The following is a 22,365-nucleotide window of genomic DNA, read 5'->3' on the forward strand; positions in this document are numbered from 1 at the left end:
TGACGTGCGTCAGCCCTTGACGGCGCCGGAGGTGAGGCCGCGCATGAACTGCCGCTGCATGGCGAGGAACACCAGCACGCTGGGCAGCAGGGCGAGCAGCGAGGAGGCGAGCAGCACGCCGATCCCGACCTCCTCGTCGGCGCGCAGCGTGCGCAGCGCGATGGGCAGGGTGAACTGCCGGGCGTCGGTGGCCACCAGCAGCGGGAGCAGGTACTGGTCCCAGATCATGGTGAAGCCGAAGATGCCGATCACGCCCAGGGCGGGGCGGCAGAGCGGGAGGATGACGGACCAGAAGATCCGCAGGTCGCCGGCGCCGTCCAGGCGGGCGGCCTCCTCCAGCTCGACCGGGATCTCCTTCATGAACTCGGCGGTAACCAGGATGGAGAAGGCCCAGGCCCCGACCGGGAGGATCATCCCGAACAGGCTGCCCACCAGGTCCAGGTCGGAGAGCACCAGGGAGAGCGGGATGGCCAGCACCTCCTCCGGCAGCATCATCGTGCTGAGGACCAGCAGCAGCACCAGGTGCATGCCGCGGAAGCGCTTGCGGGCCAGGGCGTAGGCCGCGCTGACGCTGACCGCGATCTGCAGCAGCAGTCCGCCGCCCACCACCAGGAAGGAGTTGGTGAGGTAGAGCAGGACGTCGCGGTCGACGGCGGCCCGGAAGTTGGCCAGGGTCAGGTGGGTGGGGAGCAGGGTGAGCGAGGTCGGGTCGGTGACCTTGGAGAAGGCGCTGGAGACCAGGGCCAGCAGCGGGCCGGCGAAGACCAGCACCAGGGCCAGGTACAGGACGCCCCGTGCCGCCCAACTCACCGGCCCCCTCAGGGAGTCCAGCCCGAGTGCGGTGTCGGTGACCCGGGCCCTGCGGCCGGTCCGTTCGGCGTTCACTGCGACTCCCTTCCCTTTCCGCCCCGGCGGGCGCGGACGGCCAGTGTGAGGACCACGGTCGCGCCCAGCAGCACCACGGATCCGGCGGCGGCGACGCCGAGTTCGTTGCGCTCCAGGCCGAGCCGGTAGATCAGCGTCATCACCACGTCGGTCGAGCCGTTGGGCCCGCCGTTGGTGAGCAGGAAGATCTCGGTGAAGACCCGCAGCCCCCGGATCGCCGCGAGGGTGACCAGGATGGCGAAGGCGGGGCGCAGCGCGGGCAGCGTCACGTGCCACACCCGGCGCCGGACGCCCGCACCGTCCACGGCGGCCGCCTCGTACAGGGTCCGGTCGACCCCGGCCAGCGCCGCCAGGAAGATCATCATGTCGTAGGGGGCGCCGCGCCAGATCCCGACCGCCATCACCGAACCGAGCGCGCTGTCCTCGCTGTTGAGGAACTGCGACGGGCCCGAACCGAGCCAGCCCAGCAGGGTGTTCACCGCCCCGTCGGCCGCCGGGTAGTAGAGGATCCGCCAGACCTCGGCCACCACCGCCATCGCGGCGACGGTCGGCAGGAAGACGGCCGTGCGGACGAACCAGAGGTGCCGGGCCTGCCCCTCCAGCAGCAGCGCCAGCGCCAGCCCGACCAGCACCGAGCCGCCGGTCTGACCCACCGCCAGCAGCACGGTGTGCCAGACCGCCGTCAGGAAGGCGTCGTCGGTGAGCACCTGACGGTAGTTCTCCGCCCCCACCCAGCGGTCGCCCAGGTAGGGGCGAACCTCGTGGAAGCTCATCGCGACCGCCCGGCCGGCGGGGACGAACTTGAACAGCGCGAAGAGGAGCAGCGCGGGGGCCAGGAACAGCCAGGGGACCAGGGCGGGTCGGCCCCGCCGGTACCACCGGCGGGCCGGCCGCCCGGGCAGCGCCCCCGCCGGGCGGGGGCTCCGGCCGGCGGGGGCGGGCCTCGGTGCGCGGTCCACGCCGGTGGCCGCCATCAGGAGCCGGCCCCCTGCTTCTTGAGCTCCGCCGCGAAGGTCGAGGCGAGCTTGTCGAGGGCGGCCTTGGGGTCGGAGCCGCAGTCGGCGACCACGGCGTTGAGCGTCTCCGCCGAGGCCTGCCGGAACGGGGTCCACTCGGGGACCGCCGGGGCGTAGCGTCCGGCCTCCCGGTACACCTTGTCGAACACCTGCCAGCGGGCGTCGGTGCGCTCGGCCGCCAGGTCGACGGTCCGGTTCACCGGGAGGCGGACCACGGTGCCGTCGGTGTCGCCCGCCATGCCGGTCCGCTGTCCCTGCGGCCCGGCCAGGTACTCGGCGTACCTCTGCTGGCCGTTGGGGTTCTTCGAGCCCGCCATCAGGTAGACGTTCTCGCCCTCCGCCAGCACCGCGCTCTTCCCGCCGGGCCCGGCGGGCAGCGGCACCACCTCGTACTTGTCCTTGCCGAGGCTCTTGTCGAACCGGGCCATGTTGTACGGCCCGGTCAGGTAGATCCCGCCCTTGCCGGTCTCGAACAGCGGGTGCGCCTGGGTGGTCTCGGCGGTGACGGCGCCGGGGACCACGCTCTTGTCGGCGCAGAACTGCTTCTTCAGCCGCTCGACGGCCGCCACCGAGCGCTCGCCCGCGATCGCGGGCTTGAGGCTGCCGGGTTCACCGGTGAAGTAGTCGCCGCCCGCGGACCACAGGAAGCTGGAGGCGTACCAGTCCAGGTAGCCGCGCTTGGTGCTGCCGGGGACGACGTAGCCGTAGGTGTCGGCCTTGCCGTTGCCGTCCGGGTCGCCGGTGGTGAACGCGCTCGCCAGCGCGTCGAGTTGGTCCCAGCTGGTGGGCTGTGCCAGGCCGAGCTTCTCCCGCCAGTCCTTGCGGACCAGCAGGGCGAAGGTCTGCGCGGAGAACGGCACGCCGTAGTACTTGCCGTCGGCGGCCCGGGCGGCGTCCCAGGCCTGCGGGATCAGCTGGTCCCCGCCGGCCACCTTGCCCTTGTCGACCTGGCGGACCAGGCCCTGCTTGACCAGGGTGCCCAGCTGCGCTGTGTCGTTGACGATCAGGTCCGGCAGCTTCTTCTGCGCGGCGGCCTGCTGCAGCTTGGTCTCGAAGTCGTCGAACAGCGCGGTGACGTGGGCCGGGACACCGGTGGCGGCGGTGAAGTCGGCGGCCAGCTTCTGGTGGGTCTTCTCGGTGTTGGAACCCGGGGGCTTGCGCACCCAGATCTCCAGGGGGGCCTTGTCGTCACCGGATGCGGTGGACCCGCTGCCGTCGCTGCCGCAGGCGGCCACGGAACTCAGGGCGAAGGTGACGGCGAGGGAGACGGCGAAGGCTCGTGCGGCTCTGCTGAGCATCGGCGTTCCTGTCTACATATGTGGACGATATCTCTGTGCGTGGAACCTTGCCAGGTGAAAGTAGGGCAGCTGTACGATGCGAGTCAACAGTCCCGGTACACGGATGTGGATGGAGAACCGATGGCCACTGGCCAGCCCGAGGCCGCGACGGTGAAGTCCGCGGAACGCACCGTGCGCATCCTGGAGACCCTCGCCGCCTCGCCCACCCGACTCACCGTCAACGACCTGCAGGAGCGCCTCGGTTACCCGCGCAGCAGCCTGCACGCGCTGGTCAGGACCCTGCGCGAGCTCAAGTGGGTGGAGGCCGACGAAACCGGCTCCGCCTTCGGCGTCGGCCCGCACGCGCTGCTCTCCGGCACCGCCTACCTCGACCGCGACCCGGCCCTGCCGTACGCCCAGGAGGCGCTGGAGGCGCTGCGCGACGCGATCGGCTACACCGTGCACTTCGCCCGCCGCGACGACGCCTACGTGCTCTACCTCGCCACCCGCGACTCGCGCGAGAACGTCCGCGCCGTCTCACGGGTCGGCCGCCGGCTGCCCGTCCACCTCACCGCCCTCGGTCAGGCACTGCTCGCAGACCTCACCGAGCAGGAGGTGGACGCCCTGCTCCCCGGCGAGCTGCCCGCCTACACCCCGCAGACCATCACCGACCGGGCCGCGCTCGACGCGACGCTGGCCGAAGTCCGGGACCGGGGCTGGGCCTTGGAGCGCGAGCAGGGCACCGTCGGCGTCACCTGCGTCTCGGCCGCGGTGCCCTACCGCATCCCGGCCACCGACGCGCTGAGCTGCTCCATGCCGGCCGCCGCCGCGACCGACAAGGAGGTCGCGCGGGTGGCCAGGGCGGTGACGTCGCACGCCACCGCCCTGGCCACCACCCTGCGCCGTCACGGCATCCGCTGACGGCGCAGGGCCCGGGTCACCGTGCGGTCAGCGCGGTGGGCAGACCCGTCCCGGCGGCATTGAACCCGAAGCCCTGCTCGGCTCCGGGGGCGATGGTGCCGTTCCAGCCCACGTTGGTGAACGTGTAGTGCTGCCCGCTCTGCGTCCTGACGGCGGACCAGCTGGAGGACACGGTGGTGCCCGCCGGGAGGTCGAACTCCACCGTCCAACCCTGGCGGGCGGCGGCGCAGTTGTTCTTCACGAACACGTCCATGCCGTAACCCGAGCTCCAGGTCGAGGACTTCACCGTCCGGGCCGTCAGGCAGCCGGTGGTCGGCGACGTCGACGGCGACGGGGACGGGGACGGCGAGCTCGACGGCGACGTGCTCGGGCTCGGGCTCGCGCTCGGGCTCGCGCTCGGACTCGGGCTCGCGCTCGGACTCGGGCTCGCGCTCGGACTCGGGCTCGCGCTCGGACTCGGGCTCGCGCTCGGACTCGGGCTCGGGCTCGGGGTGGAGGTGCCCACCGTCTTCAGGAAGAGCGAGGGCCCGCCGTCCGTCCTCGTCGCGTCGACGCCGTGCCCGCCCGTGTAGTCGAGCTGCTCACGACCGGCCCAGTCCGGGATCGCCGTCCCACCCGTGTCCAGGTGCTTCCAGGCGGTCCCGCTCCAGCCGAACTGGTAGATCCGCTGCCGGTCCGCGTAGTACGGGGTGTACGCCGCACCGACCGCGGTCTGCTTGGTCATGGTGTTGCCGAAGAAAACGTTGCGCGGCCCGCTGGAGCCCGACCACTTCACGGCCTTCTTCCCGGCGGCCCACCAGATCGGGTACCAGGTGGAGGCGTCGGTGCCTCCCCCGCCCTCCTCGCCGCAGTTGGCACGGCAGTTGGCGGAGCGGTGGTCGTACGGCACCGCCACCGTGTTCAGCTCGAAGAGGTTGTTGCGCTCCCAACCCCCGTGCAGGTTCAGGTCGGAGTCGAAGTCGTTGCCGATCGCGACGTTGCCCGAGGCGGACCACTGGAAGGTGAAGTGCCGCAGGTTCCGCGAGGTGTTGCCGGCGTAGAGGGAGTCCCAGACCCGGGAGCCGCGGAAGTAGCCGTTGCCGCCCTTGCCCTTGTTCCACGACCCGTCGAGCTGGTTGTTCACGATCTGGACGTGGTACGCCTCCTCCGTGACGATCGGGTGGGAGCCGGTCATCTCGGTCCGCACCCCGCGCACCCAGGAGTCGGCCGCCCACTTGAGGACGATGCCGTGGATGGCCTCGGCGGGCGACATGTTGCCGTAGTTGTGCACGGCGTCGGCGGCGCTCAGCCCGGGCTCGTCCTGGGTCAGCGCGAAGTCCTCCAGGCCCACGCCGAGCACCGGGTCGACGATCGGGGAGGCCTTCGAGGCGTATGCCGCGCCGTCGATCGGCGCGGAGCCGTCCGAGACGGAGTCGACCGGGACGTCGTACTCCAGCGGCTTGTTCAGCGTGATGGTCCGGTTGGCGGAGTCGATCGCGGTCACGGTGAAGATCTGCTGCCGCATGTGGATGTTCTGGAGCGTGCCGTCGCCCGGCTGGATGTCCTGTTCGGCGTAGAACTTCAGCGAGTTGGCCGCCCGGATGTTCACCAGCCCGCCGACCTGGAGCCCGGTGAGCGCACTGCCGGTGGCCAGCGGGACCACGGTGTCCCCGGTCCGGGCCGCGAAGCCCGCCCCGCCCGCCTTCTCGCGGAGCTTCAGGCCGGCCTTCCAGTGGACGTTGACCGTCCCCTCGAACAGGTCCTTGCGGTTGGCGGCGGCGGCCGCGTACTCGGACGCGTAACTCGAGTGCACCGCCCGGGACTGGACCCGGAAGACCCCGCGGCCCGGCCACGTCCAGCCGCCCTTGGCCGAACCCGAGGTCATGCCGTCCTCGTCCCAGTCCGAACCGTCCTCGGTCAGGGTGTCGTAGCGCGTGTCGGCGTCCGGCCGGAAGACGATCCGGGTGCCGCCAGCACCGCTGCCCGCTCCACGGATCGTCAGGAAGTCGGCATCCACACCGATCTGGTGGGACACGTTGAGCACCCCGACGGGCAGCGTGATCAGTGAGAGCCGGTCGTACCCGGCGGCCGGGGAGCAGCCGGTGCTGATCTGGTCGATCGCCCGCTGCAGGCCGGCGGTGTCGTCGGCCCCGTCGTCCGGCTTCACGCCGAACTGGCCGGCCAGCTCGGCGGCGGTGATCTGACAGGCCGCGTCCGGGGTGGTCTGGGCGGGCCCGGGCAGGTCGGCGCCGCCCCGGTACCCGGCCTTCGACCAGTCGTACAGGCCGGGGATCGGGGCACGGCGGTTGGCCGCGGACAGGTCCAGGCCGCCGGCAGCGGCAGTGGCGCCGGCCTGGGCGGCCGGCCCGAAGGAGAGCAGCAGGGCGGCCGTGGTGGCGAGCGCCGCTGCGGACATGAGGGCCCCAAGGGGCTTGCTGGGCAAGGTAGTTCCTCCCTGGTGTGGGGGAAAGGGATGGCCCTCATGGTGTAGACCAGTCCTCCACAGGTCAAGACGGGAGGCGGAAATAAATTCACCGTCCATGTATGTGGACAGCCGGAGCATCTCAGGGAGTGAGGACGATCTTGCCGGTGACGGTGCTCGACTCGGCGAGGCGCAGCGCCTCGGCGGCCTGGGCGAGCGGCAGGGTCGCGGCGACGGGGGCGGTGACCTCACCCCGGAGCACGGCGGCGAAGACCTCGGTGAGGTCGGCCCGCAGCCGGGCACGGAAGCGGGCCGCGCTCACGGCCCGGCCAGCCCAGACGTTGTAGAAGTACGCGCGGCGCCGGTTGGGCAGGGCGTTCCACAGCCAGACGCGGCCGAGGATCTTCAAAACGGGCCACTGCTTGGAGCCGGTGTCGTCACGGGTGGAGGCGCTTCCGTAGGCGACGAGGGCCCCGCCGGGGGCGAGCAGGCGCCAGGAGTCGATGACGCTCCGGCCGCCGAGGTGGTCGAAGACGGCGTCCACGCCACCGGGCGCCAGCTCCCGGACCCGGGCGGGCACGTCGCCGTCGCGGTAGTCGACCGGGACCACCCCCCGCTCGCGCAGGCTGTCGTGGTGCCGGACGGAGGCGGTACCGATCACCTTCACGCCTGCCGCACGGGCGAGTTGGACCAGGACGGAGCCCACGCCGCCGCTCGCGCCGTGCACCAGCACGGTCTGCCCGGCGCGCACCCGGGCCTTGCGGTGCAGCATCTGCCAGGCGGTGATCCCGTTGAGCACTGCGGTCTCGGCCTCCGCCGCCGTGAGGCCGTCCGGGACCTCGACCGCGTCCCTGGCGTCGACCACCACGTGGCTGGCCCACCCGCCCACCTTCATCAGCACGGCGACCCGGCGGCCCACCAGGGCCGGATCCACACCCTGACCGGCCGTCAGGACCCGGCCCACCAGGTCGTACCCCGGCACGAACGGGAACGGCGGCTGGTCGTAGTACCGCCCACGGCGCATCTGCTGCTCGGCGAACGACACGCCCGTCGCCTCCATGGCGATCACGACCTGCCCCGGACCGGCCGCCGGAACGGCTCCCTGACGGATCTGCAGGCCCTCCGGAGCCACGACGCCGGGCAGGACGACCTCGACGAGCTGTGCGTTTCCCATGATCCTCACGACCTTCTCGGTAGATGCCTTCGCGTTCGTTATAAGTTCTAACGAACCGGCTGAGTGAGAGTCAAGAGCTCCAGTGATAACCTCTAACTGAACTGACGGTCCGCAACCCGGGGAGCAACGACGTGGACACCAGGACGCCGCGGGAGCGCTACCGCGCCCAGGTGCAGGAAGAGATCAAGCAGCACGCCTGGACGCAGGTCGCCGCCGCCGGGGCCTCCGCCCTCTCCCTCAACGCCATCGCCAAGCAGATGGGCATGAGCGGACCGGCCCTCTACCGCTACTTCGCCAACCGCGACGAGCTGATCAGCGAACTCGTCAAGGACGCCTACCGCGGCATGGCGGACGCCGTCCAGGAGGCCGCCGGGGCCGGCGCCGACCTCGTCGGCCTCGCCCACGCCCTGCGCCGCTGGGCCCTGGCGGACCCCCAGCGCTACTTCCTGATCTACGGCACGCCCGTGCCCGGCTACCACGCCCCCGAGGCCACCACGCGGATCGCCGCCGAGGTCATGACGGTGCTCCTCGACGCCCACACCGCCGCGCAGCCCCCCGCCACGCCGCCCACCCCGCTCGACCGGCACCTGGCCGAGCACCGGGCCTGGGCCGGAGAGCACCCGGCCCCGCCCTCGGCCCTCCGCCGCGCCCTCACCTTCTGGACCCGCCTGCACGGCGTGATCTCCCTCGAACTGGCGGGGCACTTCACCGGCATGGGCTTCGACCCCGCCGAGCTCTACACCGCCGAAGCGGAGGCCCTCGCGGCCGGCTGACCGCTGCGGAGGCCCGCCGGATGAAGCCTCGTCAGAACACGTCCCACGCGCGCGGTGCGCGCTCCGCTCGATTGTCAGTGCTGGTCAGGATGATGGTTCCCATGACGGACACCACCTCGCCGCTGCTCTCCCCTGCCGACTACGCCGACGCGGTCGCCACCGCGGTCGCGGCTTCGGCCGCGTACTACACCGACGGCTCCACGCCGCTCGGCGACGACGAGTACGACGCCCTCCTGCGCGCCATCACCGCCTACGAGGACGAGCACCCCACCGAGGTCCTGCCCGACTCCCCCACCGGCAAGGTGGCCGGCGGCGCCGTCCAGGGCGACGTGCCGCACTCGGTGCCGATGCTCTCCCTCGACAACGTCTTCGACGCCCAGGAGCTCACCGACTGGGCCGCCGGCCTGGAGCGCCGCCTCGGCCGCCCGGTGGCCGCCTGGTGCGTGGAGCCCAAGCTCGACGGCCTCGCGATGGCGGCCCGCTACCAGGGCGGCAAGCTGGTCCAGATGCTCACCCGCGGCGACGGCCTGGCCGGTGAGGACATCACCCACGCCGCCGACGCGATCCTCGGCCTGCCCGCCGTCCTCAGCGAGCCGATCGACGTCGAGCTGCGCGGCGAAGTCCTGCTCACCACCGCCCAGTTCGAGGAGGCGAACCGGATCCGCCTCGCCCACGAGGCCCCCGCCTTCGCCCACCCGCGCAGCGGCGCCGCCGGGACGCTCCGCGCCAAGGACCGCCCCTACCGGATCGAGCTCACCTTCTTCGCCTACGACGCCATCGGCCTCGACCTCGGCCTCTCCCACAGCGAGCTGCTCGCCTCCCTGGCCGTGCTCGGCGCCAACACCGCCGCGACCACCGCCGCCGCCCCGCTCCGCTGCGAGACCCTGGACGCCGCCCAGCAGCGCATCGACGAGATCGCCGCGCTGCGCAGCGCCCTCCCCTTCGGCATCGACGGCGTCGTGGTCAAGGCCGACACCGCCGCCGACCGCCACCAGGCCGGCTCCGGCTCCCGCGCCCCGCGCTGGGCGGTGGCCCGCAAGCTCGCCGCCGAGCACAAGGTCACCCGCCTGCTGGAGGTGGAGTGGAACGTCGGCCGCACCGGCATCATCGCCCCGCGCGCCGTCCTGGAGCCGGTGGTCATCGACGGCGTCACCGTCACCTACGCCACCCTCCACAACCCCGCCGACATCACCCGCCGCGACCTGATGATCGGTGACCAGGTCTTCGTCTACCGCGCCGGCGACGTCATCCCCCGCGTCGAGGCCCCGCTCGCCGACCAGCGCACCGGCGCCGAGACCGCGATCGTCTTCCCCACCGCCTGCCCCCGCTGCGGCGACGAGATCGACGCCTCCGAGCAGCGCTGGCGCTGCGTCCGCGGCCGCAACTGCCAGGCCGTCGCCTCGGTCATCTACGCCGCCGGCCGCGACCAGCTCGACATCGAGGGCCTCGGCCACACCCGCGCCGTCCAGCTCGTCGAGTCCGGCCTGGTCACCGACATCGCCGACCTCTTCACCCTGACCCGGGATCAGCTCCTCACGCTGGAGCGGATGGGCGACACCTCCGCCGACAACCTCCTCGCCGCCATCGAGACCGCCCGCAGCCAGCCGCTCAACCGCGTCTTCTGCGCCCTCGGCGTCCGCGGCACCGGCCGCACCATGTCCCGCCGCCTCGCCGCCCACTTCGGCTCGCTCGCCGCCATCCGCGCGGCCGACGCCGACACCCTCGCCCAGGTCCCCGGCATCGGCACCGAGAAGGCCCGCGTCGTCGCCGCCGAACTCCTCGAACTCGCCCCCCTCCTCGACAAGCTGACGGCCCAGAACGTCGGCACCCAGATCACCGAGCCCGTCCTCCCCGCCACCCCCTCCCCGGACTCCCCCACCGCCCCCACCGGCCCCCTCTCCGGCGAAGCCGTCGTCGTCACCGGCTCCATGACCGGCGCCCTCGCCGCCCTCTCCCGCAACGAGATGAACGAACTCATCGAGCGCGCCGGCGGCAAGGCCTCCTCCTCCGTCTCCAAGCGCACCACCCTCCTGGTCGCCGGCGAGAAGGCCGGCTCCAAGCGCACCAAGGCCGAGGAGCTCAACATCCGCATCCTCACCCCCGAGGACTTCGCCACCCTCGTCGCCGCCCACCTCCCCGAGGCCTGACGGTGCACCAGCCCATCGACCACCTCACCGACCTCCTCGGCCCGCCCACCCACCACCCGGCCCCGGTCCCGTGGGAGCTGGCCCCGGCGGCCCACCCGGACCTCCGGTTCCCCTCGGACTACCGCCGGCTGATCGACACCTACGGATCCATCCGCATCCGCGAGGACCTCGGGATCCACGGCCCGTCCCGGAAGAACTACTACGGGGAGGGGTTCGCAGCCGTCATCGCGGCGACCGCCGACGTCGGTGACCAGGTCGAGTACGTCCACGAGGAGCCCAAGTTCCCCGACGAGACGTCCCCGACGCCCCCGTACCCGATGTTCCCCGCCCCGGGCGGCCTGCTCTCCTGGGGCGGGGACACCTTCGGCAACTACTTCTTCTGGCTGACCAACGATCAGGACCCGGACACCTGGCCGGTCGTCGTCTGGTTCCAGGAGATCGAGGTCTGGGACGTCTTCGACGGCGGCCTGGCCGCCTTCCTCTTCTCGCTGCTCACGGGCGAGTACCGCATGGCCGGCGAGATCCTGATGGACCGCGGGCGCCTCTGGCACGCCATCGGCGACTGGAACGGTGACCTGCGCGACGCCTGACCGGCCGTCCCCCGGGTCCAGCGCGGCGACAGCACCGCGGGCCCGCAATCATCCGTCGAGGCCGCCGAGCGCGAGCTCCGCGTAGTGGGGCCAGGTGTGCGCCTGGGCCGCGGGGACGGCGACCCAGTCCTTGAACGGGCGGTGCTTGCCGGAGGGGTCGAAGAGTTCGGCCTCCGGCAGCGCGAGCGCTTCGGCGTGGGCGGCGGTGCCGGCACCGAGCCGGAAGGCCAGCAGGTTGTCCTTGAGGCAGACGAAGGCCTTGCCGTGCGCCTTGAGGGCACGCTTGCCGAACATCGCCCCGGCGATGGCACCGCGCGGGGCGAGGTCGGTGGCGATCTCGTCGAACAGCTCGTCAGCGGTCACGTGCCGACTCCTGGCTCCGTCGGGATGGGAACGGCTGACGCCATCCAACCGGCCGTTCCCGACCGGCGCCAGCCCGGTGAACCGTCCCGGTCACCAGCCCGGACGGAGCGTCAGATGCGGGACTTCCGCACCGAGTGCCAGGCCGCACCGGCCAGCGCCCGCGTCGACCGCATCAGCGACAGGTGCTCGAACTCCCGGTACAGCCGCCAGTTGTGCCCGACCAGGTTCAGCTTGTTGGACGACAGCGACCCCGCCCGCCCGGCCCGGTAGACCGCCAGCGGCTCCCGCAGGCCCCGGGCGGGGCGCCCGTCCCGCATGATCGCCAGCCAGAGCGCGTAGTCCTGCCGCTTCGGCATGTCCGGCATCAGCCGCGTCCCGAGCGCCGCCCGGTCGTACATCGCGGTCAGCGCCCCGATGTGGTCCTGCTGCAGCATCTCCCGGTACGTCACGCGCTCCCGCGCCTCGACGACGCGCCCGTTCGGCACGAAGTCGGCGGCCTCGCCGACGTAGTCCCCGTCCACCTTGTAGTACGAGGTGAACGTCAGCGGGGCATCGCCCTCCGCCGCGAACGCCAGCTGCTTCTCCAGCTTCTCCGGCAGCCACATGTCATCGCTGTCGAGGAACGCCACGTAGTCGCCCTGCGCCCGCGCCAGCGCCAGGTTCCGCGCCTTGGCCGCACCGCCCTGCCCGGGCGCCGCCTCCGGCTTCACCCGCTCGTCCTGGCGCGCCAGCTCCCGCAGCATCTCCATCGACGCGTCCGTGGACGCGTCGTCGGTGACCAGCAGCTCCACGTCGGCGTGGGTCTGCGCCAGCACGGAGCGCACCGACGCCCCCAGCGTGGCCGCCGAGTTGTGAACCGGCATCACCACAGAAACCAGCACCGCAGTCCTCATTACTCAGATCGGAGTCGTCATGGTTGCCCCCGCCACCGCCCGAGACCACGCAGGACTCCCACCGGCCAGGACGTGCACCAGAACCGTACCAAGCCCCTGACCACCACCGACCCACCCCGGGACCCGGTTCACGTCCACCCGGCCGGCCGGACCTCCGCAGGCCAACCGCCACGACCGAACGGGCTCCCCGCCGGACCGGACCCGGCCGACGCCGCAGAGGTCCGCCGGGGAGCGCCGCCCACCCCTACTTCGCGGCAGCCTTCAGCTGGGCCTTGGCCTCCGCCTCGCTCGCCTGCGGCACACCGATCCGCGCCTGCACCGACCCCTGCTGCCGCTCCGGGCAGACCCGCAGGTCCTTCACCGGCGCGGCCAGCACCATGGCCTCCTCCGCGTACGAGAACGCCAGCATCGTGCCGGTGGTGCACGCGGCGTTCGGGGTGTCGGCGACCGGCGGGGAGGCCCACCAGGCGACCGGCTGGAAGAGCGCCGCACCCTTGTGCAGGACCACGCCGTGGGCCTTGTCACCGGCGAAGGTGCCACTCCCGAGCTGAGCGGAGTTCAGCTTCGAGAACACGGGCGCACCGTTCTCGATCCGGACGTCCGGACCGCCGTACACCACGCAGTCCTGGGCGGCAGTGCTGGTGATCTTCAGCACCGCCGTGATCCGCGGGCTCGCACTCGCGTCCAGCGCGATCACCTCCGCCTTGGCGTCGCTCTGCTTCTCCGCGCTGTAGCAGGGCTGCAGATCCGCGGCCGCCTTCCCGCCGTTCGCCGGAGCGCTCTTCGACGCACCCGCCGAGACACCCGCCGACGCACCCGCTGACGCCGCCGGAGCGGACGCCTGAGCACCGCCACCCGCCGTCGGCGACACCGGGGCAACGGGCGTGGACGCGGCCGGAGCGGCGGCGGGCTTGCTGCCGGAACCGCAGGCCGACAACGCGAGGACGGCACACACCAGAGCAGCCGCAGCAGCCGGCTTACGAACGTTCAACGAAAACTCCAAATCACCTGGGTCGACAATCCGATCGGGATACGGAGGCGGAACTGTAACAGCGGCATTCGGCGGAACTCGTCGGCCACAGCTGGAAATTGGGCCGCCAACGTCCCTCCAGGGCACAATCCGCAGCCAATTCCTGCCCATTCGGGAAAACACCACAGACCGCAGGGGCAGGAACTTTCTCTCCATCGACCTCAGACTGCCGGACGCCTACCGATTCGACGTGGACGAACCCTCAGGCAGGCCTCCCGTCCAGCCGGTTGTCGGTTCCACGAAGGCGCAGACCACCGTGCGCCGCGTCCGCAGCGTCACGGTGTTGCCCAACGGCAGGAGGTATTCGATCCCGGCCGAGGCGGGAACCGCCCCGCCCCGTCGCAGGTGGTCGGCCGCCAGTCCCGCGCAGGCCTTGCCCGCCCCGTCCGCCTGGTCGGCCGCGCCGCCGTTCACCGCGTCGCCCAGGTCCGCGAGGGCGAACACCACGCCGTGGTGGAGCTGCGCGCACGGGACAGCCGTCACCTCCCGGGCCAGATGCACCCCGGACGACGGGAGGCCGAAGCAGTCACCGACCTTCAGGTCGTGCCCGCTCACCGTCCGGGCGTGCTGGTCGTCGGACATCCCGGTGCCGAACACGGAGGTTCCGATGATCCCCCAGATCGAGCAGAGCACCAGGCCCGCCACCGCCGCCCAGCGGCCGGTCTGCTTGGTCCGCCGGATCCGCAGCAGTGCCGCGACGCCCAGCAGCAGGCCCAACGGCCAGAGGAAACCGACGAATCCGGGGACCAGCGAGGCGTACGCCAGGAGGCTCCAGCCGGGCCTCGCACCGGGATCGTCCTGCTCGGGGCCGCGCACGAACGCCCTGAACGCCTCGCTCTGCTCGGGCCGTTCCTCCACGCGGTCGGTGTGGTCCGTGTGCGCGGTCGCCGCCTCGACGGCACCGACCTCCTGTGCGTTCCGTCCGTCAGCGGACACGAGAGTCTCCAAGGCAGTCGTGATCGAGCGGCGAGTCGGGCCCGGGAACGACACCTGAATCCGCCTCGCCCGGCAGGCCGCCGCACAGTTGATCACACCCCGGCAGTACAGTCGACGGACTTTCGGCCCGCCGACCCGCGGATCGCCTGCCGCCCGTCACTGTCGCCCACGAGAGAGCAACTGATGCACCCGATAGTCCTGTTCGACCTGGACGGCCTTCTGATCGACTCCGAGCCGATCTGGGACGCGGCGAAGCGTGAGGTGTTCGGCCCGCTCGGCCTGCACCTCACAGCGGAGATGCAGGCGGCGACGCGCGGGCTCCGGCAGAGGGACATGGTGGCCTACTGGTTCGAGCGGGCCGCCCTTCGAGCCGACCCCGACGACGTCGAGCGGCAGATCGTGGCCGCCGTGTGCCGTGGGCTGGAGGGAGTGGCACCGAAAGCCGGTGCCGAAGACGCCGTCGCGGCGTGCGCGCGTGCGTCGAGGGTCATGGCCGTCGTGTCGTCGTCGCCGGAGTCGGTGATCCGGGCCGCGCTCGCGAGCACCGGTCTCGACCGGTTCTTCGATGCCGTGTTCTCGGCCGAGGACGACGAACACGGCAAGCCCCACCCGGGCGCCTATCTCCGCGCAGCCGCCGCCCTCGGTGCGTCACCCGACGAATGTCTCGTGTTCGAGGATTCGCTCAACGGCGTCATCGCCGGCGTGTCGGCCCGGATGACGGTCGTCGCCGTTCCGGAGGCCGCTGATCGCCGCGATCCGCGCTTCGCGATTGCCACGCTGGTACTGGAGTCCCTCGAGGATTTCGAGGCCTCCGCATTCGGCGCGCGCCTGCTCGCCACACCCGCTCCGTGACACCGGACGGCCTGGTCTGTCGAGCCTACTCCCGGCAGTCGCAGGGGAGTTGAAGCCCAAACGCCCCACCCCCGGTCGGGGGTGGGGCGGAGGATCTGCGGGGGCGGCGGTCAGCCGAGGCCGCGGGCGTCCTGCTTGAGGGCGGTGTCCACCGTAAGGGCGGTCGCCACGACCAGGCTGATCAGCGGGTCGGGGAGCGGGCGGTGGACCTGGAGGACGTAGTTGTCGGCCGTGGTGAACATGGTCTTGGCCAGGCCCTCCCAGGTCTTGGTGATCCGGGCGATCTCGGTGTCGGTCTCGTCGACGATGGCGAAGTTCCAGGCGCGCCAGTTCTCGGCCTTGACGGCGCCGATCTTCCGGCCGCCGACCTCCAGCGCGAAGTTGATCTTCCCGATCGCGTTCTGCTGGACGATCTGGCCGATCTCGGTGCCGTCCGGACGCGCCACGATGACACGGGACTTGATGAACTTCGCCGGGCGGGTGAGCAGCAGCACGGGGGTGCCCTGCGCGTCCCGGATCTCCAGCTTGTGGGTCAGGTACTGGTCGATCGAGAAGAGCAGGCGGATGACCTTCCGCAGACCGCTCTGGCCGACCTGGACCACGGAGCCGAGGGTGGCGCCCTGCTGGTCGAAGACCGAGTACTCGTTGGTCAGCTCGATGAGCTTGGCCTTCTGGTTCACCACCAGGACCGGCTCGGAGAAGAGGGTGCCGCCGCCCCCGCCGATCGGGCCGACGCCGGCCTGCTGCTGCACCTGGCGCTGGATCTTGGCGGAGTCACCGGCCGCCGCGGCCGGCTGCCCGGGGATGCCCGGGGTGTTCGTGTTCTGAGACATGGCGGGCAGGTTAGGGCCCCGCGCTTCGCGCACGCCAAGCCGTTTCGAACACCGCCGCCTGGTCCAGACCTCCGAGAACGGCCCCGACCTGCGCTTTCACTTGTCCTGCACGGCAGTTGAACAAGCCTCACACAGGGCCACTGTGGCGGAAGTCACAGCCCGTCAGACGTTTTGCCGCAGGTCCGGCGCCCGTCTCCGTGACCTCCGGCCCTGCGCGGAGTCCCGCCTGATCCCGCGTCACCCCTCGATCGCGCCGACCAGGGATCGGAACGTTCCGAACCAGTATGTGAGACGGTGTTGCCAGTGCCCGACCGGTCCGCCCAGGATCGCCGCATGGCCCCCTACCTCATCACCCGTCGCCACGTGGACCTCCTGCGTGTCACGACCATGATGTGTCGGGCCGTCAGCGTTCGCCGCGCCTGCTGTTGACCCCTGCGCAGGCAGTGAACTGACCCACCGGAACCGCCGCACGGCCGTCGTGGCCCCGCCCGTTCCCGCATCCCCCTCCGCACGCTCCCGCCGTCGCCTCCGGCGCCGTCGTCCTGGTCACGCCCGTCCGAGCAACCGACCGCCCGTCCGCCCGTCCGCCGCCGCAAGCGGCACGGTCGGCGCATCCGGTGCACTCCCGTACCTCTCCGCACGAGGACCCGCCATGCCCGCGCACACCCCAGCCACCCGCCCCGACCCCCTACTGCACTGGTTCCTGCCCACCGGAGGCGACGGCCGCGACCCCGGCGGGGTCACCGCCGTCCAGGGCCGGACCGGGGCGGCCGTCAGCCGGCCCGCCGACATCGGCTACCTGGCCCAGGTGGCGAAGGCGGCCGAACAGGCCGGGTTCACCTCGCTGCTCGCGCCGGTCGGCCTGGGCTGCGTGGATCCCTGGATCCTCGGCGCCGCGCTGACCCAGCACACCAGCACGATCGGCTTCCTGATCGCCTTCCGGGCCGGTTTCACCAGCCCCACCCTGCTGGCCCAACAGGCCGACGCCTTCCGGAGGTTCGCCGGCGGCAGGCTCCGCCTGAACGTGGTCACCGGCGGCGACCCGGCCGAACAGCGAGCCTACGGCGACCAGTTGGCCCACGACGACCGCTACGCCCGCACCGACGAGGTGATGGCGGTACTGCGCGACCTGCTCGACGGCCGGACGGTCGACCACGACGGGGCCCACCTCCGGCTGGAGAACGCCGCCCTCGTGGCGCCCGCCCTCGACCACCCCGTCCCGCTGTACTTCGGCGGCGCCAGCCCGGCGGCCGAGCAGGTCGCCGCCCGCCGCGCGGACGTCCAACTCCTCTGGGGCGAACCACCGTCGGCGCTGCGCGAGCGGATCGAACGCCTGCGGCCGCTGGCCGCCGCGCACGGCCGGCGACTGCGCTACGGCCTGCGACTGCACGTCATCGCCCGCGACACCTCGGCCGAGGCCTGGAGCGAGGCCGGACGGATCCTCTCGGGGCTCGACCCGGACGCCGTGGCGGCCAGTCAGCGCCGCTTCGCCGGCATGGACTCCACCGGCCAGGCCCGGATGACCGCCCTGCACGGCGGCCGGGCCGAGGGCGGGACAGCGGCTCTGGAGGTGTCGCCCAACCTCTGGGCCGGAATCGGCCTGGTCCGCGAGGGCGCCGGCACCGCCCTGGTCGGCTCCCACCGCGAGGTGGCCGAACGCCTCGCTGAGTACTGGGAGTTGGGCATCGACGAGTTCATCCTCTCCGGGTACCCGCACCTGGAGGAGGCCTACCGGGTCGGCGAACAGGTCGCGCCCCTCTTCCGCGACCTGGTCCGGACCCGGGCGGCCCGACCGTGACACCGAAGCCGGCACGAGGGCTCAAGCCCACGCCGAAGACCACTGCGCTGCGCTGGATCGCGCTCCGTGCGCTGGCCCTGGCCACCCTGCTCGCCACCTGGCAGGCGGTGGTCACGCTCGAGGTCTGGCCCCCGGTCCTGGTCCCCTCTCCCGGGGCGGTCTGGCACCAGTTCGTGGTCACCTCCACCGTGCACGACGGCGCCCGCGGCTACGGCGGCCACCTGCTGATCGAGCACCTGGCCGTGAGCCTGCGCCGGATCGGCCTGGGCACCGGCTACGCCGTGCTGTTCGGGATTCCGCTCGGCCTGGCCATCGGTCTGGTCCGCCCGCTCGCCGTGGTGCTCGAACCGGCGGTCACCTTCCTGCGCACCCTGCCACCGCTGGCCTACCTGAGCCTGCTGGTGATCTGGTTCGGCATCGACGAGCAGCCCAAGGTCTGGCTGCTGCTGATCGCCGCCCTCCCCCCGGTCGCGGCCGCCACCGCCGCCGCGGTCCGCGGCGTCCCGCGCGATCTGGTCGAGGCGGCACGGGCGTTGGGATCGGGGCGCGCCTCGCTGCTCAGCGGTGTGATGCTGCCGGCCGCGCTGCCGGAGATCCTCACCGGCGTGCGGATCGCGGTCGGCATCGCCTACACCTCGGTGGTCGCGGCCGAGACCGTCAACGGCGTCCCGGGCATCGGCGGCATGATCCGCGACGCCCAGCGCTACAACGCCACCGCCGTCGTCATCGTCGGGATCATCACCATCGGCCTGTCCGGCCTGGCGCTGGACGGCCTGCTGAAGGCCGCCGAGCGCGCCCTGGTGCCATGGCGCGGCCGGGCCTGAGAACAGCCGACTCCGCCACCAACCGTCACCGTTCAAGGAGAACAACCATGCCCTCCCGCCGCCTCGTCCTGCTCGCCGCCACCACCGCCGTCACCCTGCTGGCCACCTCCGCCTGCGGGCTCGGCGGTGACGACTCCGGCGGCAGCGGCGGGAAGGGCAGAACGGTGGTCCGGATCGCCTACCAGGACATCCCCAACGCCGACCTCGTGGTGAAGGACAGGCGCCTGCTGGAGCAGGCGCTGCCCGACGCCGAGGTCAAGTGGGTCAAGTTCAGCTCCGGCGGGGACGTCAACACAGCCGTCATAGCCGGCGCCGTCGACCTGGGCCTGGCCGGGTCCAGCCCGGTCACCAAGGGTCTGTCCGCGCCGCTGAACATCCCCTACAAGGTGCTCTGGATCCACGACCTGATCGGCGCCAACGAGGCCCTGGTCGCCCGCGGCGGGGTCACCGACGTCAGGCAGCTGGCCGGGAAGAAGGTGGCCACCCCGTTCGGCTCCACCGCGCACTACTCCCTGCTGGCCGCGCTCAAGGCCGCGGGGGTGGACCCGGCCCAGGTGCAGACCGTCGACCTCCAGCCGCAGGACGTCCAGGCCGCCTGGACCCGCGGCGACATCGACGCCGCGTACGTCTGGACCCCGGTGCTCACCGAGCTGGAGAAGACCGGCAAGGTCCTGATCACCAGTCAGCAGCTGGCCGAGCAGGGCAAGCCCACCGCCGACCTCGGGGTGGTGACCGACTCCTTCGCGGCCGCGCACCCCGAGGTGGTCACCGCCTGGGTCAAGGCGCAGGACCAGGCCGTGAAGCTGGCGAAGGGCGATCCGGCGGCCGCCGCCGAGTCGATCGGACGGCAGCTCGACATCCCCGCCGCGCAGGCCAAGGCCGAACTCGGGCAGCTGGTCCTGCTCACCGCCGCCGAGCAGGCCGGCCCGGAGTACCTCGGCAAGCCCGGCGCGCCGGGCAGGCTGGCGGCCAACCTGCGCGACGCCGCAGAGTTCCTGAAGACCCAGCAGAAGATCGACGCCGTCCCGGACGCCTCGGTCTTCGCCAGGGGCCTGGCAGTGGAGGAGCTGGCCCGTGCCAACGGCTGAACTCCCCTCGCCGCACGCCGCACCGGCCACGGACGTGCCCGCGATCGACCTGCACGCGGTCGGCGTCCGTTACGGGCCCGCACGCTCACCGGTCACCGCCGTCCAGGACGTCTCGCTCACAGTGGCGGAGGGCGAGTTCGTGGTGCTGGTCGGCCCGTCCGGCTGCGGGAAGACCACCCTGCTGCGGGTGGTCGCCGGATTCGAACGGGCGACCACCGGAACGGCCCTGGTCCGGGGCACGGACCCCGCACCCGGCCGGGGCACCGGGCTGGTCTTCCAGCAGCCGCGGCTCTTCCCCTGGCGCACCGTCGGCGGCAACCTCTCCTTCGCCCTGGCCCGCCACGGGCTGCCGCGGGGCCTGCGGGCGTCCCGTACCGAGGAGTTGCTCGATCTGGTCGGCCTGCCCGGGTTCGAAGGGCGCCGCACCTGGGAGCTCTCCGGCGGCCAGCAACAGCGGGTGGCGATCGCCCGCGCGCTGGCCGGGGAGCCCCGGCTCCTGCTGCTGGACGAGCCGTTCGCCGCACTGGACGCGATCACCAGGGAGCGGCTCCAGGAGGAGCTGCGCACCCTGGCCGACCGCACCGGCACCACCGTGCTCTTCGTGACCCACTCGGCGGAGGAGGCGGTGCTGCTCGGCTCCCGGGTCCTGGTGATGGCCGCCGACCCGGGCCGGGTGGCGGCCCAGGTGTCGATCGGCCTGGAACGCGGCGAGCACACGGACGTGGCGGCCCTGCGCGGCACCGCCGAGTTCGCCCGCCTGCGAGCCGAGCTCACCCGTGCCCTGCTCACCGCCTCCGGCGGGGGCGGCGGCTCCGAGGGGGAAGCGGTGTCCTGAGAGCGGCAGACCTCCGTCTGCCCGGTGCCGTCGTCAACGGCCCCGCTGCCCGGGCAGGCCCGCCGAACCGCCGGCCCGGAAGCCGTCCGTGCTCAGCCCGTCGACTCCTCCAGCACGGCCTTGGCCGCGTTGTGCCCGGGGATGCCGCTGACACCGCCGCCGCGGACCGCGCCCGCCCCGCAGAGCAGCACGTTGGCGTGCGCGGTCGCCACGCCCCAGCGGGCGGCGGCGCCACCGGAGTTCTCCTCCCCGTCGGCCGCGAAGGGGAGGGCGAGGTCGCGGTGGAAGATGTGGCCGCCCGGGAGGCCGATCTCGCGCTCCAGGTCGAGCGGGGTCTTCGCCTCCACGCACGGGCGCCCGTCCGCGTCCAGGGCCAGGCAGTCGGCGATCGGTTCGGCCAGCACCGCGTCGAGTTCCGCCAGGCCAGCCGCCAGGGCGCGCTCCTTCGCCGCCGGGTCGGTGAACAGCCGTGCGGGCATGTGGAGTCCGAACAGGGTGAGGGTCTGGAGGCCCTGCCCGAGCGCCTCGGGCCCGAGGATCGACGGGTCGGTGAGGGTGTGGCAGTAGATCTCGGAGGGCGGCGCGGAGGGGATCCGTCCCGCGGCCGCCTCGGTGTAGGCGGTGGCCAACTGCCGGTAGCCCTCGGCGATGTGGAAGGTGCCCGCGAAGGCGTCGCGCGGGTCGGCGGCGGCGTCGCGCAGTCGCGGCAGGCGGCGCAGCACCATGTTGACCTTGAGCTGGGCGCCCTCCGGCCCCGGCCCGGGGCCCGGCTCCTGCCCGAGCAGGCGCTCCAGCACGGCGGGGGCGGCGTTCACCAGCACCCGCCGGCCCACCGCCAGGCCCTCGCCGTCCCGGTGACGGTACGTCACCTCGGCCTCGCCGACGCCGTCGGTGGCCACGGCGGTGACCTCGCAGCCGGTCCGGATCTCCGCTCCGGCCGCCAGCGCCGCCTCGGCCAGCGCGGACGTCACCGCCCCCATGCCGCCGGCCGGGACGTCCCAGTCGCCGGTGCCGTTGCCGATCACGTGGTAGAGGAAGCAGGTGTTCTGCCGCAGGGAGGGGTCGTGGGCGTGGGTGAAGGTGCCGATCAGCGCGTCCGTGAGGACGACCCCGCGCACCGTGTCGTCGGCGAAGGTCCGCTCGACCACCTCGCCCAACGGCCGCTCGACGAACGCCTCCCAGGCGGCGTCGTCACCGACCAGCCCGCGCAGCGCCGCCTTCGACGGCAGCGGCTCGGTGAGCGTCGGGAACACCCGCTGCGCGAGCCGCGCCGTGGTGCCGTAGAACTCCTGCCAGGCCCGCCACTCCCGTTCGTCGCCGGTCAGGGAGCGGAACGACTCCCGGGTGCGCTCGGCGTCGGCGGCGTCCACCAGCAGCCCGGTCGGCTTGCCGTCCCGGACGACGGGCGTGTACGAGGAGATCCGGCGGCGGCGCAGGTCCAGCTTCAGCCCGAGCTCGCGCACCACGCGGTGCGGCAGCAGGCTCACCAGGTACGAGTACCGCGACAGCCGCGCGTCCACCCCTGCGAAGGCCCGGGCCGACACGGCGGCCCCGCCCACGTGCGGCAGGCGTTCCAGCACCAGCACCCGCTGCCCGGCCCGTGCCAGGTACGCCGCCGCGACCAACCCGTTGTGCCCGCCACCGACGATCACGACGTCGTGCCGGGAGGACGATTCCGTGTTCACGGGGCCACGCTACGCCGACGGGCCGCCCCGGGGAACCACGCGAC

The 22,365-nt window shown here is 72.5% G+C and carries 20 protein-coding genes; 9 read left to right on the top strand and 11 right to left on the bottom strand.

Annotated features, from left to right (window positions below; all coding sequences use genetic code 11):
• Window positions 1-9: 9 nt before the first annotated feature.
• Genes ACWEPF_RS10230 through ACWEPF_RS10240 form a run of 3 tightly spaced genes read right to left on the bottom strand, consistent with a single transcriptional unit; the run spans window position 10 to window position 3,199 of the window.
• The gene (locus ACWEPF_RS10230) at window positions 10-885 is read right to left on the bottom strand and encodes a carbohydrate ABC transporter permease (RefSeq protein ID WP_452172232.1); all 876 of its coding nucleotides are present in this window, start codon (window positions 883-885) and stop codon (window positions 10-12) included.
• Window positions 882-1,859, bottom strand: a complete 978-nt coding sequence (locus tag ACWEPF_RS10235) for a carbohydrate ABC transporter permease (protein ID WP_452172233.1) — start codon at window positions 1,857-1,859, stop codon at window positions 882-884. Before ACWEPF_RS10235 ends, ACWEPF_RS10230 begins: the two co-directional genes overlap by 4 nt.
• Entirely contained in the window at window positions 1,859-3,199 is a 1,341-nt protein-coding gene (locus ACWEPF_RS10240) for a sugar ABC transporter substrate-binding protein (RefSeq protein ID WP_452172234.1), read from the bottom strand. Before ACWEPF_RS10240 ends, ACWEPF_RS10235 begins: the two co-directional genes overlap by 1 nt.
• 120 nt (window positions 3,200-3,319) lie before the next feature.
• Here ACWEPF_RS10240 and ACWEPF_RS10245 point away from each other — a divergent pair, with 120 nt between their 5' ends.
• Window positions 3,320-4,099, top strand: coding sequence for an IclR family transcriptional regulator (locus ACWEPF_RS10245; RefSeq protein WP_345281529.1), 780 nt, complete (start codon window positions 3,320-3,322; stop codon window positions 4,097-4,099).
• 16 nt (window positions 4,100-4,115) lie between these two features.
• Here the strand turns inward: ACWEPF_RS10245 and ACWEPF_RS10250 are convergent, their stop codons facing one another.
• Both ACWEPF_RS10250 and ACWEPF_RS10255 read right to left on the bottom strand, forming a co-directional pair.
• On the bottom strand, window positions 4,116-6,494 hold the full coding sequence (locus ACWEPF_RS10250; RefSeq protein ID WP_452172235.1) for a cellulose binding domain-containing protein: 2,379 nt from the start codon (window positions 6,492-6,494) through the stop codon (window positions 4,116-4,118).
• 148 nt (window positions 6,495-6,642) lie between these two features.
• Window positions 6,643-7,674 (bottom strand): medium chain dehydrogenase/reductase family protein, encoded by a 1,032-nt coding sequence (locus ACWEPF_RS10255; protein ID WP_452172236.1) that lies wholly within the window; start codon window positions 7,672-7,674, stop codon window positions 6,643-6,645.
• Between the two features lie 131 nt (window positions 7,675-7,805).
• Between ACWEPF_RS10255 and ACWEPF_RS10260 the strand changes: the two genes are divergently transcribed.
• The 3 genes from ACWEPF_RS10260 (at window position 7,806) to ACWEPF_RS10270 (ending at window position 11,184) form a co-directional block, all read left to right on the top strand.
• Complete coding sequence (locus ACWEPF_RS10260) at window positions 7,806-8,447, top strand: WHG domain-containing protein (RefSeq protein WP_452172237.1); 642 nt, start codon at window positions 7,806-7,808, stop codon at window positions 8,445-8,447.
• A 92-nt stretch (window positions 8,448-8,539) separates the two neighbouring features.
• Window positions 8,540-10,594, top strand: a complete 2,055-nt coding sequence (gene ligA, locus ACWEPF_RS10265; RefSeq protein WP_452172238.1) for an NAD-dependent DNA ligase LigA — start codon at window positions 8,540-8,542, stop codon at window positions 10,592-10,594.
• 2 nt (window positions 10,595-10,596) lie between these two features.
• The gene (locus tag ACWEPF_RS10270; RefSeq protein WP_452172239.1) at window positions 10,597-11,184 is read left to right on the top strand and encodes an SMI1/KNR4 family protein; all 588 of its coding nucleotides are present in this window, start codon (window positions 10,597-10,599) and stop codon (window positions 11,182-11,184) included.
• A gap of 48 nt (window positions 11,185-11,232) precedes the next feature.
• Here ACWEPF_RS10270 and ACWEPF_RS10275 read toward each other — a convergent pair whose 3' ends face one another.
• The 4 genes from ACWEPF_RS10275 to ACWEPF_RS10290 all read right to left on the bottom strand — a co-directional run bounded on the left by ACWEPF_RS10275 (window position 11,233) and on the right by ACWEPF_RS10290 (window position 14,406).
• A complete protein-coding gene (locus tag ACWEPF_RS10275) occupies window positions 11,233-11,547 on the bottom strand; it encodes a hypothetical protein (protein WP_452172240.1) in 315 nt (104 codons plus the stop codon).
• 110 nt (window positions 11,548-11,657) lie between these two features.
• Complete coding sequence (locus tag ACWEPF_RS10280) at window positions 11,658-12,410, bottom strand: glycosyltransferase family 2 protein (protein WP_452172295.1); 753 nt, start codon at window positions 12,408-12,410, stop codon at window positions 11,658-11,660.
• Between the two features lie 274 nt (window positions 12,411-12,684).
• On the bottom strand, window positions 12,685-13,431 hold the full coding sequence (locus ACWEPF_RS10285; RefSeq protein WP_452172241.1) for a hypothetical protein: 747 nt from the start codon (window positions 13,429-13,431) through the stop codon (window positions 12,685-12,687).
• A 216-nt stretch (window positions 13,432-13,647) separates the two neighbouring features.
• The gene (locus ACWEPF_RS10290; RefSeq protein WP_452172242.1) at window positions 13,648-14,406 is read right to left on the bottom strand and encodes a DUF4190 domain-containing protein; all 759 of its coding nucleotides are present in this window, start codon (window positions 14,404-14,406) and stop codon (window positions 13,648-13,650) included.
• Between the two features lie 183 nt (window positions 14,407-14,589).
• Here ACWEPF_RS10290 and ACWEPF_RS10295 point away from each other — a divergent pair, with 183 nt between their 5' ends.
• Window positions 14,590-15,258: an HAD family hydrolase gene (locus ACWEPF_RS10295; RefSeq protein WP_452172243.1), complete on the top strand. Its 669-nt coding sequence runs from the start codon at window positions 14,590-14,592 to the stop codon at window positions 15,256-15,258.
• A 110-nt stretch (window positions 15,259-15,368) separates the two neighbouring features.
• Here ACWEPF_RS10295 and ACWEPF_RS10300 read toward each other — a convergent pair whose 3' ends face one another.
• On the bottom strand, window positions 15,369-16,091 hold the full coding sequence (locus tag ACWEPF_RS10300) for an LURP-one-related/scramblase family protein (protein ID WP_380149964.1): 723 nt from the start codon (window positions 16,089-16,091) through the stop codon (window positions 15,369-15,371).
• 652 nt (window positions 16,092-16,743) lie between these two features.
• Here ACWEPF_RS10300 and ACWEPF_RS10305 point away from each other — a divergent pair.
• Genes ACWEPF_RS10305 through ACWEPF_RS10320 form a run of 4 tightly spaced genes read left to right on the top strand, consistent with a single transcriptional unit; the run spans window position 16,744 to window position 20,636 of the window.
• A complete protein-coding gene (locus ACWEPF_RS10305) occupies window positions 16,744-17,889 on the top strand; it encodes an LLM class flavin-dependent oxidoreductase (protein WP_452172244.1) in 1,146 nt (381 codons plus the stop codon).
• Complete coding sequence (locus tag ACWEPF_RS10310; protein WP_452172245.1) at window positions 17,886-18,713, top strand: ABC transporter permease; 828 nt, start codon at window positions 17,886-17,888, stop codon at window positions 18,711-18,713. Before ACWEPF_RS10305 ends, ACWEPF_RS10310 begins: the two co-directional genes overlap by 4 nt.
• Before the next feature lie 47 nt (window positions 18,714-18,760).
• On the top strand, window positions 18,761-19,801 hold the full coding sequence (locus ACWEPF_RS10315) for a taurine ABC transporter substrate-binding protein (RefSeq protein WP_452172246.1): 1,041 nt from the start codon (window positions 18,761-18,763) through the stop codon (window positions 19,799-19,801).
• Window positions 19,788-20,636: an ABC transporter ATP-binding protein gene (locus ACWEPF_RS10320; protein WP_452172247.1), complete on the top strand. Its 849-nt coding sequence runs from the start codon at window positions 19,788-19,790 to the stop codon at window positions 20,634-20,636. Before ACWEPF_RS10315 ends, ACWEPF_RS10320 begins: the two co-directional genes overlap by 14 nt.
• 92 nt (window positions 20,637-20,728) lie before the next feature.
• Here ACWEPF_RS10320 and ACWEPF_RS10325 read toward each other — a convergent pair whose 3' ends face one another.
• A complete protein-coding gene (locus ACWEPF_RS10325; RefSeq protein ID WP_452172248.1) occupies window positions 20,729-22,321 on the bottom strand; it encodes a phytoene desaturase family protein in 1,593 nt (530 codons plus the stop codon).
• Window positions 22,322-22,365: the final 44 nt, after the last annotated feature.

The sequence above is a fragment of the Kitasatospora sp. NPDC004289 genome, assembly GCF_053602875.1.